Here is a 13003-nt window from a genome sequence, read left to right as displayed (position 1 = left end):
GTCATCCCTTCTCCGCCGCGCGGACGCCTATCAACCATCCGACGCCGCCCGTTCCACGAGGGTTGTATGCAACCTTGCGCGATTCCAGTTGCTGGCGGAAACGCTGCTTCCCCCAGCGAAGAACCGGCTCTACGTGTTCGTCAACGCGCCAATCCAGGAACAAGTCAAACGCGTCTTTGAGCTTGATTTGTCCCGCCGGGTCGCGCACGAGGACGCCCGGGAGGAACCCTTCGAGCACGTCCGCAGAGCGGCGGTACTCCTCCACAGCCATGCTCACGGACGCCGGCTCCTGGAGTCCGTCCCGGTACCACTCGACGGCGCCGCGAACGGCCCACGCGATGATGCCGGGAATCTCCTCGCGGAGACGCTCCGGCAATGTGGCGTCCCGATCCTCAACGGTGAACTCCCGCGTGAACGGGATTAGTCTGGTTCGCCGCCAGAAGCCGTCATCCTGTCCGCGAACATCCGGCTTGTAGTTCGTGGCCATGATGAGTAGCGCCGTTGGGTGGAACGTGAATTGCCCCTTGTACAGCTCGCGCGCCACAACCGGGTCGCCGGCCGTGACCTGCTTGAGCAGCGCCTCATTCAGTCGAAGGCCATCGCTCAATTCCGACAGCACCGCGAGCCGTGCCCCGCGAAGCGCCGCCAGTGCGGGGTTAGGTGCCGCCGCGTCGTAGCTCCGCGCGAGGGCAATGGCGGCCTGCGACATGTGCGTCGTAATCCCGGAGAACGCATACGCCAGGGTGTTCACGAGAACTGACTTGCCGTTGGCGCCGTGCCCGTACAGGAGCGCGAAGACATGCTCTCGCGTCTCCCCGGTGATTCCATACCCGATGAGTCGGCGAATGAACGCCGGCATCTCCGGCATCTCCGGGTCCCCAGGGAACACCTCTGCAAGGAATTGCTCCCAGCGCGGGGCCGGTGCCTCTGGGTCGTATTCGAGGTCCACTAACCGCGTCAACATGTGCTCGCGGTCGTGATCGAGCAGCTCGCCCGTGCGAAGGTCTACGACGCCGTTTCGGAACGCGAGGAGATGGGGCGCCGCGTCGAACTCCTCGACGTCTCGCCCGGTGATGGTCTTCAAGTGCGTGAGCGCGGCCTGAATGCCGGAGTCCATGTGCATTCGCCGAACTCGCTTCGTCGCTTCCACGTGATCGCGCGCCTGCTCGCGCTCCTCACCGCTCCCCTTCGGATCGCCCTTCGGCATCTCGTCCAGCTCCGCACGCATGGCGTCCGCGACGCGGTGCCCGATGGCGTTCTCACGCGAACGGGACATGGGCCGCCAGTGCGTGCCGGTCCATGTGAGGAACCCAACCCCCTCGACGTGCGCGGTGTCGGGGCCGACCACCCGGAGCGCATACCGCGCGTTCTCAATGTCGGTACCGTCCATGGGAAGCCGCACCCCCTCCCCGTCGCGTCGCGCGGGTGCCGATGTCCACTGTGGAGCGTCCGACACGGCCGTGTGCAGCTTGCGGGCGAAGGCGTCACCGCTGGCATCGCGCCATTTGCAGATGTCCTTGTGCGCCAAGGGAAACACGAGAGTGCGGGGCTGAATCTCGTGCGCCGTAAGGCTTTCGCCAAGGGCATCGTTGAACTGTCGGCCCGAGCGGTCGTTGTCGCCGGCCAGAACGACAGCAGCCCCGGAGGCCCCGGCCGCGATTTCCTGTGCCGTCCGCTCCGCGCGAGCCACGCCCGCGCCGCGAACGAATGTTGCCGTGTAGCCGGCGGAGGCCGTCGCGAGCGCGTCTCCAGGCCCCTCGGTCACGAGTACCGTGTCGTAGGCCGTGTCCGCGCGCACGACTCCCGTTGTGTCCCAGCGCATGACGGGCTTCCCGTCCGCTCCGCGCGGGTTCTGGAGTCCGGCCCACCGGACCGGGCAGCGTCCACCGATGTCGCGCCCCTGCAGTCCACGCGGGTTCCCTTGCCAGTCAAGGAAGGGCACCACGAGGCGCGGGTGTGCGCGGTAGGACTCGCTCCGGTAGTCGCGGCTGAACAGCTCGCTCGCTCCGTCGTCGTAGCCGAGCTTGAACGCCTCCGCGAGATCGGGAGTCACGCCAAAGCGTCGGGCTGCGTACTTCTCAGCCGGCGACCCGGTGAAGCGGGACGCAGCCCAGTCCACATAGGACGCGAGCGCGGCCAGCGGGGCGCCGCCAAGGGGCTCGTACTCGATCTTCGTAACGGTCGGCTCGCCGGCCACGCGGAACAAGTCCGCCATCTCCATCTCTGCCGCCTGCAAGACATCCGCCGTCGAGCAGCCCGCGCGGCAGTACAGGGACGCGGTGCCCTCGCTGCTCAGTCCTACAAGCAGCGAGGGGCGCCCGTCTGGGTGGGCGGGGCAGCGCACGAGCACGCCTCCGGTGTCCTCCTCGATCGTGCCGGACGGGTCCAGCCGTCGGAGTAGCGCATCGATTTGCACGCTGTCCCCTCCCTTACACGTCGTACTGAGTCGCTGCCTGCTCTGCCTCGGTCAGCGCGTAGCCCCACGGCTTGCCGTTGTCCTGGTGTCCCTGAGCCACGGCGAGCACCTCTCGCGCCTCGTCGGACACGTCGAACCGCGCGGGGAACTCGAGAGAGATAACCTCCGTGTCGTCTAGGTCCTGGTCCAACTCCTGCAATTCCTCCACGCCCACGCCGTAACGCTCGTAGAGTCCGGTCCCGACAATGCATCCGGGCTCGTCGCCGTTCGCGTAGGTGCACGGAGTCCAGCCGGGAATATCCTTGTACCCGGGCAGGGGCACAGGCGAATACACGTAGCCCGCACCACGCGCCTTAACCGCGTCCCGCACCAGCGCCACGGCCTCCGGCACGTCTATCACAATGAGTTTCGAAGTCGTTGTCATGTGCTCTCCTCCCAAATGACCGAAGCCCCGCGAGCCGCCGCGATAGGGAGAGCACAAACGATGCTCTCCCAGTTGGCGCGCTCACGAACGGACTCCGTAAGTACAATCACGTCGCCCGCCCCGAGGGCACGAATGTCCCCCGGGGCGTATGCGTTTTCGTAGCTGAATCTGTGTCGCGCCATTCCTCAGTACTCACAGAAGGCTTTGAACACCTGACTCGCCGCCGTGTGGTAAACGATGACGCCCTCAGGGCGCGGATACCCGGGCGCGGCGAAGGAGCCCAAAACCTGGAGGTCTGCTACGCACTCCGAGACAATGCGGGTGCTGAACGGCCCGGTTACCAGCACAGGAACGAGCCCGAGCCCGGGAACGGCAGCCGTGTCCACGTCCGCGTAGCGCGACACGTTGAACAGCGCGAAGCGCTTCTCCCCCTTCGGCAAGTCGTACCCGCGCTGGATTCCCGACCCCCACCACTCGCCGTAGTGGTAGCCCGCATCCAGCGTGCGCGCCAGCTCGGGCGCGTGGTCGCGCACCCACCGGGCAAAGCCGAAGTTGTCGTCCTCAGGCGTGATGCGCCGCTTCCTCGATTGGGCGCCGACGAGGTATTCCACGACCGGGCCGCCCGCGTTCATCTTGTCGGGGCCGACCACGAGTGCTGTACCCGGAGGCGGGCCGCCGATGTGAGTGCCAAACGCGTGCTCACTAACGACCACGCACGCGTTCGTACCGTCGATTTTCTCCGTGACGATCATGTCTTTATAGAGACGCGGGGTCTTCGGCCATTCCCTGAACTCCATTAGCTGTCTTCCTCCGCCTGAATCCGCTTCTGCTCCGCGCGGAGGGCCGCCATTAACGCGGAGTCCTGTCGCGCGTCCATTGCCTCACGGTCGGAGCGGACGTCTTTCTTCTGTTCGTTGCGCGATTTACTGGCCACGGCGGAGCTCCGAGGCGACCCCGAAACTGTCCTCCACGGCCTGATAAGAGCGCCCGTCGCCCCACGTGTGTGCCTCCTTGGCCCCGACATATGTGGTGTTGTAAACGAACAGGTCCGGGACTACTTCAAACCAGGTGCCGCCGTCGCCGTCCACGAGGACGCGATTCGGGGTGCCGTCATCGGCGTCGTCTCCGAGCAGCTCGCCGAGCGCGGCACACAACTCGCGAGCGGCAGCGCGGGAGAAGTAGACGCTGGTGTCGTTGTAGTTGTCGATCTCGATACGAAACGGGAGATCGCCATATCCCCCGTCTGAGACTCGAATAAAGATGTCCGGGTCCGGGTCGTCGTCCACGGAGATGGACTTCTCGAACGGCCGCGCCGCTCGCTCCTCCACGGTGAAGCCGGCGGGGAGATTTTCGGGCTTCTCCGTCGACTCGCCGGAAATCGTGTAAACGGTGCGCGTTGCCATATCAGTTCTCCTCTACGGAATAGGTCGGGCCGCAGGGGAACTGGTCGGTGACGTCGTTGACGACGTGGCGAAGCAGCGCACTGTGCGCGTAGGTGCCGCTGTTCTGCACACGGGCGAAGCGGAGCACGCTGGCCCATGTGACGGCTTTGTCTGCAAGCCGCGTTACCCGTGCCTTCGCGAACCGGCCGCGCTGAACCTCGAACCAGTGGCACGTGCCGAGAAAATCCCGCCCCTCGAAAACGCGGCCCTGGTACGTCTCCGGCTCGTCGGCACCGAGGTATTCAGTCAGCGCGTCCCGCAATTCGCGGACGGCACGGCGATTGAAATGCATCCGGTTTCTGTCCGGATACGGACTCGCCAACTTGATGCACAGGGTGTCGTGATAGCCCTCGCTCAGCTTCGCGGTGTGTCCCGGCGAGCCCACGCGGGAATCGATCGCGGCCTCGAAGTCGCCTTCCTCTTCCACGACGGTCAACCCAGACGGGAGGACCCACGGGCGCTCTGTAGAAGCACCCTCAATTCGATACGTCTTCTTTCGGGGCATTTCCGCTCTCCTCTCGAAACGAAAAGAGAGGAGCGCCCGGATCAGCGGCAAGAGCAAGCCCCATCGTGGCTGCTGTCCGCGCTACCTAATCCGGGCGCCCCTCAGAATGGCGCGCGATTACTCAGCGGCGCCGGTAACGGTGATCTTCGGCCACGTGTATTCGACGTGGCGACCTGCCTTCGTGTCATATTCCTCGAAGGCCAGCTCCAGCGTGACCCGCGCGGGGCCGCCGATCTCGGCAAGCGCCGACTCGACCTCATCCAGAATCTTCACGAGCGACCACGAACCAGTGGTGAACATGAACACACCCAGGTCCGGGTCATCCGCGAGGCGAAAGACGAGGCGAATATCTGGCTTAGGGCCGATCTGCTTCTTCGCCTTCGCTTTGCGGTCCTCCAGGGAGCGCGGGCAACCGCAATCGTCGCCGATCTCCTCGTCCTCCGGGTGCCCGGAGATGAACTGCACGCCGTCACACACGTGAATCGGCCCGCCGGTTCCGTACTGCGCCATCCGCGAACGGAGCGCGGAGGGGCCGTCAACGATAACGTCAAGCTTCTTCGTGTCGGTCATTACCTGGATGTTGTCCGACTTCTCCGTGTCCCACTCCGCCGGCTCGCCACCAAACATTGCGGCGATTTTGTCCGCGACGTCCGGGTCATCCGTGGTGACGCGCCACTCGGAAAGTGCCTTCGGCTGGCGACCGACCAGCATTCCGCTACGGAATCGGCCGGCGTAGTCGTAGGAGTCGCGCGGCTTCGGCTTGGCGTCCGGGTCAGTCTCGAAAACCCTCAGTGCCATTTGGTGTCCTCACTTCTTGGACGCGCGGCGCTCGGAGCCGGTCGTCGTAAACGTGCTGTAGTCCGGCTTGCCAATGACGGAATCGGAGTCCGTGTGTACCCAGTCGAAGACCTCTCGGAGCGAGAGGAACTTTTGAAACACCGCCGCGTCCGCACGGATGGGGACGAATTGCCAGCCGTCCGGGCGGAAATGAAACACGGCAGCGCCGTCGAATGGCGGCAACGGAACGTCGTCGCCGTCCGGGGTGACGATCCGGTCGGCGTTCATGTACGCGGAGAGCTGCAAGGCAACCTCCGCGTGTACGCCCGACCGTGTGGTCTTGGCGTCGACCATGAGCACCTCGCCGTCGACTTTGGCGATAGCGTCGAACGATCCGGCGTACCGGTGCGTGTCCGACCACACGGTGTCCTCGATGTGGAGAAACTCCGGCTGATACCGGTCAAGGAATTCGCGTACGCCGTTCGCGAACAGCTCCATGTCTGGGTGAAGCCGGCCGACCTTTTCGCCCTTCGCGAGGCGCTCGAAAATGTTATGCGCCTCAGTGCCGATGTCGGCCGCTTCGCCGGTCGTCCGCAAATGCGTCCGCTTGAGCATGTCGACGGCCGCGCTCGGGTCCCTCATCGCGAGCGTGACGACCGCGCCGAGGTTCTCGACGGCCTGCTCCGCCGTGATTTTGGCGACCCAATATTTCAGGAAATCTTTCGGAACCATATCGATGACCGACGTCACACCGGGCACTTTCTCCCGCGTTTCCTTGTCGACATAGAACCGGCTTCCGCCGCGCTTCATCGTGGTTAGTCCTGCCACGCGCACCCCTCCTTTCGTGATGTAGTTGGCTTGCATCACGTACAAGGGGGGTGGGTCACACTTCCGGAACTAATGTGATCGGCGTCACATTAGATTCTAGGCAAAAAAGAAAGCCGCCCCGACCCGCGAGGGATCGGGGCGGCTAAGCGCGAAGAAGGATCAGCGGCGGCGCTGCGTGATGTTCTCTACGATGCGCTGAATCGCGCGCTCTGCCCCGCGAAGGTGGTCGATTGCGTCATCGCGGACGGTGGGGACCAGCCCCGGAAGCCGCCCACAGGTGGACGCAGCGATGGCCTCCGCCACCTCGCGGAGGTTTTCCGCCGCACGTGCCACGCCTGGGCCGTCCGTGGGGCTGGCCAGGCTGTGCCGCTGCTCGCGGCGCTGCGCTGCGCGGGTCTTCGGCGCGAGGCCGTACGCCGCGATCTCCTCCGGCGTCATTCGCTCCTGTCGTACCGTTGCCATGTGGTATTGGACGGCGCGGTTCACCCGCTGGGCCTCCTTGCGGTCCCCGCGAGCCGCGCGCTCGTAAACCTCCGCCGCTGCTCCCCGATACCGGCTCGACGTTCCGGCGTAGTCCGGGCGGCCGTCGCGGTCCTGGAAGCATCCGCGTAGATCGTGGATCGCGTGCGCGGCGGTAAGGTTCGCCTCCTCCGTGCGGGCGCTCGACGCTGCACGAACCGCCAAAACTGCCCGCTCGACGTGTTCGCGTTGTTGAGCGTCCAACTCCACGTCAAACGCGGCCATCGGCAGACCCCTCCTTCTGGTACCTAGTGACCCGTGGCCAACACCGTACCGCACACCGCGAGTCGCTCGCGGTGTTACTACCCCGCAGGGGTGACTTTTCGCAGCACCGCAACGCCGATCGGGGAAGCGCAGCATCGGTCGAGAGCCTCCATGAAGTTGTGTGCGCGCCGGAGGTATGCCGCGTACGTGCTGTCGTTGGAGATCGTGACGTCCGCGCGGATGCTCTCCTGCTCCGTCTCCGACACGTGAGTGTCCGAAGTGGACAGACCCGGGCGCACGACGCGAACGAGGGTGTACCCCTTCGCGCGCAACAAATCCGCTTCGTTCTCAAACCGGACATCTGGGACAACCACGCGCGGGAACTGATGCGCCTTGCGCTCCCACGCGCGAAGCCACACGTCCTCCCCGAGCACGTCCCGCGCGCCCGTGCCGAGGCGCTGGAGGAAGCGGCGCGTCTCGGCGTGGTCATCCTTCGCACGCTCCCAGCCCTTCTGCCGCACGAGATCGACTAGCCCCTCAGCGGGGTAGCCCCAGTCCGGCAACGGTCCCTCAATCATGGGGTCCGCCTTGAGCGCCAAGGCTTTCATCGAGTCCGCGAACCCGACGCGGGTGAAGCCGCGCTCCTCAATGAGGACGCTCGCGAGCGTGTCCTTGCCGGCACGGGCGCGGCCGATGATCCCTACTCCATGCATGTCAGCTCCCTAGTTTAGACCGCGAGTCGCTATCACCCTAGCATGATGGCGACCATCAGCCCACGAACGCGGTAAAGGAGTGGTCGGCCGTGTAACGAATCACCACGCCGACAGTGCCGTCAGGGATGCGTACCGGACCGGGCCGGTCGGCGTGAAACGTGATCGTCTGCCCCGGGCCGGTAAACCTCTTCGCGTTCGGGTCCGCGACCGCGCTCGGCGTCGGGCCGACGAACTCGAGACGCGCTTGAACACTCCGGCCGTACGCGGCGAACACGTACAGGAAGGGCGGACGCCCAGCGGCGGGCACTACCACATGGTCGTCGGTGCCGGCGGGAACGGGCATGGTGCACTCCTCGTAGGGGTCGGAGATGGGGGCGGGGGTCGGCGCCGGAGCGGCGCCGCGAAGGTGATGCGCGACGGCAGCGCGGAAGCCAGCCATGTCGCCAGGCCAGCCGGCGGGGTCGATTTTTCGACCGCGCGGGGCCGCCCATTCCTTGTGCGCGATGGCACGGTCGGCGCCGAGTCGTAGATGTCGCAGGATCGCGGCCACTCCGCGCGGGTAGGCGTCGAGCTGCGCCGGGGTCCAGTCGCCGCGTCCGGTCGACTCCGCCTCGACGCCGAGCATGTGCCGGTTGCCGGCGTTCGTCGGGATGCCGGGGTGCGCGCCGTTGCCGGCGTGCCACGCCTGCCCCGCCGCGACGATTACCCAGGTGCCGTCGCGCGCGAGGCCCAGTTGAGCGAGCGGGCCGTCGAGCCCGGGGCGGCCGTTGACCACGGTGCCCTCGGACGGGTAGTTGCCGGACGCGGGGCCGGCGGTGTGGTGGAGCAGGACGGCGCGGAGGTCGCCCAGCTCCCCGTGCCCACGCGACTGCCAGCCAGGGACTTCGCGCACGCGGAGACCCGCGCGGCGTAGCACATCGGCTAGCCACGTGTTTCTATATGCCATTAGGGAGCAGACCTCCGAATAGGTCGGATAGCCGCCCAGCGGTCTTCGTGAATTGCGTTGGTTTGCTGCGCGGCGCGTACGGCGCGGGCAAGGTCGTCAACGCGGGAATCCAACTTGTCCACGCGGGCACCTACGGAGTGCACGGCCGCGAGCACTTCCCCGTTTCCGGGGGTCGGCTCGGCCTTTTCCGCGCGACGTTTCCGCCAAGCGAGAATGTATTGGGGTCCCTGCGTCACGGCGGCTATAGCGGCGCCGGACGCCAGGAATTCTGTCAAGGTCATATCGAGCCTTACGTCTGCCGGAGGCAGCAGCCGAGCACCTGAAAAGCCACGGCGCCGGTACTGCCGGCGTGCGGCGTCGCACGGAGCGCAATCGGTACGTTGCGATCTCCGAGAAGGTGCGACACGTCGAAGCGTTTATTGGTGGTCTCCAGGAGTCCGGCGGTCCACGAGAACGTGGACGGGCCGATGTCCAAGAAGTAATCCGTCGCGTTAACGCCGGTCGCCTGACCCCAGGTCCCATCAACTTGGATCACGGGGTGCGAGACATACGAAACGCGGCCCTCCCATATGTTCCCGACAAGATCAGCAATCGGGAGGTAGGTATACGGGTATCTCCCCGGCGCCATCGCGTACATGCAGTAGAGCGGGACGTTCAACCACGGCTCGGCCAAGCCGCCCGCGACGTCGGTCGTAAAGACAGGACGGCCCGCGTGGTCGTATTGCCACATTGCCTGGGTGTACCCGTTCGCCGCGAGAGGGTCCGGGTCCCACAATCGAAGTCGAGTCTGTCCGGCGTCGTCGCGAACAACCACAGTGGACTGCTGACTTCCGTCCGGGCGTAGCGGCAAGGAGGGATCGGAGCCGGTAAAGAAGATTTTCTGTCCCTCTTGGTCCTCAACCGTGATGCCGCCGGAGCCGGTCACCGTAAGGCCACCGTCCTCAATTGCGGCGGAGTACAGGGTCTTTCGCTGCATCTCGCGAAGCTGCTGCTCTAGCTTCATCAATCGGTGTTCAATAGCCGAGTTTGGCTGCGGTGTTACTTGCGCCACGCGATTCCCTCAGTTCAGCAATTCCAAAGTTGGGTCGGACTGGCCGGTTGCCTGAATTCCCAGGACGCGAAAGACCAGATCGACGTCCGGGAGAAGGGGGTGGTCCTGCACGCTCGCCATGACGTGATCACCTAGCCGCACATTCGCGATGTGTGGCGCGCCGGTTTGTCGGCCGCTCGGATCGGTTCCGTCCCACCGAACGGTGGCGCCGTAGGTGTAGATCGAATCGCCGTAGGTGTCTCGGTTCGCGGTCGCATATCCGTCGAGCAATTCTTGTTCGCGCGTTGATGTATGCGATGAGTCGACGGATTCCAGACGCGGCCAACCGGCGTTCGTATAGGTGTCTGAGCTGGCGTAGCCGTAGAGAAGCTCGACGCTCATTCCATCGCCGCGTACCCACCAGGAATGCGCGTTGCGCGAGCCGTCGAAGTCGACATCGAGAGACGATAGGGTCGTGCCGTAGTCGTACACATGAGGCTCGCCCGCCTGAAATAGAGCAGGTGCGCCAATACGTACCTCATGCCGGATGGTCGCGCCCTCATCTTGAAGCAACGGATGAAAGTCGAGCTCCGGCCCGTCCGATACTTGGGACAGTTCTGTTAGGCGCTCGCCGAAAAAGGCGAGATCAAACGCGTTATACACGCGGCCGTGACTGCCGGCCGGCAATCCCGTAGGGATGATCAACGGCAGGTCCCCGGCGGGCCGGTCAAGTGCCGCCTCGACTAGTTCCGCCGCGAGGCCCGCAAGGCTGTTCGGCCCAAGCTGCACATTGCTCGCCGCCTCGCGCGGGTTCGTCGCGGTCGGCGCCATGCACAGCCGGCGCATGAGAATCGACCACGGGTCGCCGCACTCGATCGCCAGCACCGGGGCGCCCTCGCGGTCCCGGAAATCGGCGGAGATCATTGGCCCCGCGACGAGCGCAGTTCTGTCTTCTACGAGCGCGAGGGAGAAGCGCCACATGTCGAGTAGCGCCCACATGTCGTCTTTGTGTTCGAGGTCCGGCACATGTACGTCCACTGACAACGAAGCCGGCGCACTCAGGCGCCGGCTCCATCTAGGTTGGCTCGCCATTTCCCATTCATCGACTACTCGACCCGTGCGGGTGTCGTAGACGAGAAGGGATAGCTCGCCGCTCACGCGGGGACCGCGCGGATTCGGAAGCTCCAGGCATTGCCACCCTGAACAGGCATCCAGAAGGCGGAAGACAGATTGCGGAAGAAGCACCGTGCGGTGTGCGAAGTCGTTCCGTCAAGCACGGGCGAAGCATTCGCCGAGCAGTCCACTGTCGCCTGAGTGAAGCCGGCCGCGATCGACTGAGAAAGCTCGAATCCCTCAGAGATAATGTTTGTGGCGCGGTCAGTTGAGTCGTAGTTGGTCGAGATGCCACAGAGCTGGTTTGCCTGGTTCGCGACGTCGATAGCCCAGCTCGTAGAGCACGACGTTTCGATACGGTATGGGTAACCTAGCGCCGGGATGATGAAGGTGGACAGGACAATTGTCTGCCCATTCTGCGCGGTGCCGGGAGTTTGAGTGCCAGTCCAACACAGGGTTTGCGTGCCGTGCCATTTGTTGTCGACTCCGGACCACCGGTCAACAAGCGTCGGGGGGTCAATTCCGGGCGGCACGTGAGGCAGCGTCCGAACGCGCTCCTCACCGTCGATGTACCCGGGGTCCGTGAGCGCGTCGCCCGGAAGCAGGAAGCGCGGGGTGCCGTGTACGTGCGCCGCTTTCCGTGTGTCGGTGATCGAGGCCGCGCTAACCGTGTCAACGCCGGCCGCGCGCGCGATGTTCGTGAGCCGGATCGAACCGCCCGGGAGGGTCGGAGGAACCGGAGTAGTCGCGTGCGGGGCTCCTTTGATGACGCGGAGCTGCGGACCATGTGGGCCGGACGTGGAATCGCCGGCAGCGTGGTCGTAAATCTGCGCAATAACGGAGTCGATGCGCGGGTTGACCAGCTCTGCCGGCTCGGTGTCGAGCGTAGTAAACACGTCCGAGAACGCGAGGTACGGTCCCTGGCCGGCGCGCGAAATGATGGCGCGGCCATCGACCACGCGCACCTTGTTGTCGGGCGTGGTCGGGTTGTTTGGGATTACCTTGAAGTCGCGGAATCTATTCGGAAGGTCCCACTCGGACGGGATCACACCATCGCGGATGGCGCCGGTCGCCGAGTGCGCGAGCAAGGCGCCGATAAGCCCGACCCGGTAGTCTCGCGCGGAGTTGCGGCCCGTGACTCCGTCCGATTCCATTAGCGGAATAGCGTCCGTCATTGGTGCTGATGTGGCCACGTGAAGGACCTCCGATTAATACGCGTCGGACCACTCAGCCACGAGAAGCGCGGTGGGGTCCGGTTGGTCAGCAGAAAAGCGAAGCTCAATCTCGGAGCGCGGCGGAATGCGGAACCACTGAGCGCGAGAGAGTAGGGCGCGCTTGTTGGCGCCGTTGAGACGAACGTCGGTCGTCGCGGAGTCGAGCGTGAGGACCTGCCCCGGAAGGATAGGGTCGCCCCGGTACCACAGGAGATCGCTCGTACTGGAGTTCCGAATTGCAGGGTTGACGAGGGTGGAGCCGGTCAGAGTGAATCGGATGTCCGACTCGGCGTAGCCGTCGTTTCGTAGCACCATTCGGCCGGTCGACCCAATGGCGCCATACTCCACGCCAGGAACGAAGTCCACGCCTGGGGTGTAGACCACTCCGCCGGCACCGTCCGCGAACAGACGAGCGGATGCCGATCGGGTCTGTACCGACCAGCGGCGCGGGTCCGGCGCGGCGAGCTGGATGTCAAAGTCGAGCCAGTGCCCGCCGGGGCGGATTTCGACTTCGGTCGCCGCGTCCAATTCCACGAGCGTGTAGAGGTCGCCCAGCTCTTCTGTGCAACGCAGCTCATAGAGCCTGTGCGGGTCCCCGCACAGCGCGGACAGCGTGTGCTCTGCGTCGCGTCGCGCCTCCCAGGTTGGGCAGTACACCCAGCCGGAGAGCGTGACGATGCGCCCGCCCTTGTAATTGGGACTGCGGTGGTCGCCGGGTCGGGACAGCCGGGGCGCTCGCGCCGTACGCGGCGGAGCGCTCCCCGACCACCCCTCTTCAACTTCGATGACCCACTCGCGCCCCATGGAATCGGGAGCGCCGTTGAATTCGAGACCGTCTAGAAACCATCGCACGCGGAGAGGTAGAGACACCG

General features: G+C 65.1%; 14 protein-coding genes. All 14 read right to left on the bottom strand.

Features of this window, described 5'->3' with window-relative positions; all coding sequences use genetic code 11:
• Position 1: 1 nt before the first annotated feature.
• A complete protein-coding gene (locus tag EV193_RS15125; protein WP_130344736.1) occupies positions 2-2416 on the bottom strand; it encodes a phage/plasmid primase, P4 family in 2415 nt (804 codons plus the stop codon).
• Between the two features lie 13 nt (positions 2417-2429).
• Entirely contained in the window at positions 2430-2840 is a 411-nt protein-coding gene (locus EV193_RS15120) for a hypothetical protein (protein WP_130344735.1), read from the bottom strand.
• A 185-nt stretch (positions 2841-3025) separates the two neighbouring features.
• Positions 3026-3637 carry an RNA ligase family protein gene (locus EV193_RS15115; protein ID WP_130344734.1) on the bottom strand — a complete coding sequence of 204 codons (612 nt, stop codon included), beginning with the start codon at positions 3635-3637 and terminating at the stop codon, positions 3026-3028.
• Between the two features lie 126 nt (positions 3638-3763).
• On the bottom strand, positions 3764-4243 hold the full coding sequence (locus EV193_RS15110; RefSeq protein WP_130344733.1) for a hypothetical protein: 480 nt from the start codon (positions 4241-4243) through the stop codon (positions 3764-3766).
• Position 4244: 1 nt separating this feature from the next.
• Positions 4245-4709 carry a hypothetical protein gene (locus tag EV193_RS15105; protein ID WP_130344732.1) on the bottom strand — a complete coding sequence of 155 codons (465 nt, stop codon included), beginning with the start codon at positions 4707-4709 and terminating at the stop codon, positions 4245-4247.
• A 195-nt stretch (positions 4710-4904) separates the two neighbouring features.
• Positions 4905-5585 (bottom strand): recombination directionality factor, encoded by a 681-nt coding sequence (locus EV193_RS15100; protein ID WP_130344731.1) that lies wholly within the window; start codon positions 5583-5585, stop codon positions 4905-4907.
• A gap of 9 nt (positions 5586-5594) precedes the next feature.
• Complete coding sequence (locus tag EV193_RS15095) at positions 5595-6392, bottom strand: hypothetical protein (RefSeq protein ID WP_130344730.1); 798 nt, start codon at positions 6390-6392, stop codon at positions 5595-5597.
• A gap of 159 nt (positions 6393-6551) precedes the next feature.
• Positions 6552-7136: a hypothetical protein gene (locus EV193_RS15090; protein ID WP_130344729.1), complete on the bottom strand. Its 585-nt coding sequence runs from the start codon at positions 7134-7136 to the stop codon at positions 6552-6554.
• Positions 7137-7213: 77 nt separating this feature from the next.
• Complete coding sequence (locus EV193_RS15085) at positions 7214-7828, bottom strand: deoxynucleotide monophosphate kinase family protein (RefSeq protein WP_130344728.1); 615 nt, start codon at positions 7826-7828, stop codon at positions 7214-7216.
• A 55-nt stretch (positions 7829-7883) separates the two neighbouring features.
• A complete protein-coding gene (locus EV193_RS15080; RefSeq protein ID WP_165401355.1) occupies positions 7884-8720 on the bottom strand; it encodes a peptidoglycan recognition protein family protein in 837 nt (278 codons plus the stop codon).
• 343 nt (positions 8721-9063) lie between these two features.
• The gene (locus tag EV193_RS15075; protein ID WP_130344726.1) at positions 9064-9777 is read right to left on the bottom strand and encodes a hypothetical protein; all 714 of its coding nucleotides are present in this window, start codon (positions 9775-9777) and stop codon (positions 9064-9066) included.
• Positions 9778-9834: 57 nt separating this feature from the next.
• The gene (locus EV193_RS15070; protein WP_130344725.1) at positions 9835-10962 is read right to left on the bottom strand and encodes a hypothetical protein; all 1128 of its coding nucleotides are present in this window, start codon (positions 10960-10962) and stop codon (positions 9835-9837) included.
• On the bottom strand, positions 10959-12110 hold the full coding sequence (locus EV193_RS15065) for a hypothetical protein (RefSeq protein WP_130344724.1): 1152 nt from the start codon (positions 12108-12110) through the stop codon (positions 10959-10961). Before EV193_RS15065 ends, EV193_RS15070 begins: the two co-directional genes overlap by 4 nt.
• Before the next feature lie 15 nt (positions 12111-12125).
• Entirely contained in the window at positions 12126-13001 is an 876-nt protein-coding gene (locus EV193_RS15060; protein WP_130344723.1) for a hypothetical protein, read from the bottom strand.
• Positions 13002-13003 lie beyond the last annotated feature (2 nt).

This window comes from Herbihabitans rhizosphaerae (assembly GCF_004216555.1).
GTDB classification, from domain to species: Bacteria; Actinomycetota; Actinomycetes; order Mycobacteriales; family Pseudonocardiaceae; genus Herbihabitans; species Herbihabitans rhizosphaerae.
This window is presented reverse-complemented; position numbering and strand designations above follow the sequence as displayed.

Excerpts from the sequence above, each read along its gene's own strand:
- EV193_RS15120 (WP_130344735.1), bottom strand. The coding sequence starts at position 2,840 with ATGACAACGACTTCGAAACTCATTGTGATAGACGTGCCGGAGGCCGTG.
- EV193_RS15115 (WP_130344734.1), bottom strand. The coding sequence starts at position 3,637 with ATGGAGTTCAGGGAATGGCCGAAGACCCCGCGTCTCTATAAAGACATG.
- EV193_RS15110 (WP_130344733.1), bottom strand. The coding sequence starts at position 4,243 with ATGGCAACGCGCACCGTTTACACGATTTCCGGCGAGTCGACGGAGAAG.
- EV193_RS15100 (WP_130344731.1), bottom strand. The coding sequence starts at position 5,585 with ATGGCACTGAGGGTTTTCGAGACTGACCCGGACGCCAAGCCGAAGCCG.
- EV193_RS15090 (WP_130344729.1), bottom strand. The coding sequence starts at position 7,136 with ATGGCCGCGTTTGACGTGGAGTTGGACGCTCAACAACGCGAACACGTC.
- EV193_RS15085 (WP_130344728.1), bottom strand. The coding sequence starts at position 7,828 with ATGCATGGAGTAGGGATCATCGGCCGCGCCCGTGCCGGCAAGGACACG.
- EV193_RS15075 (WP_130344726.1), bottom strand. The coding sequence starts at position 9,777 with ATGAAGCTAGAGCAGCAGCTTCGCGAGATGCAGCGAAAGACCCTGTAC.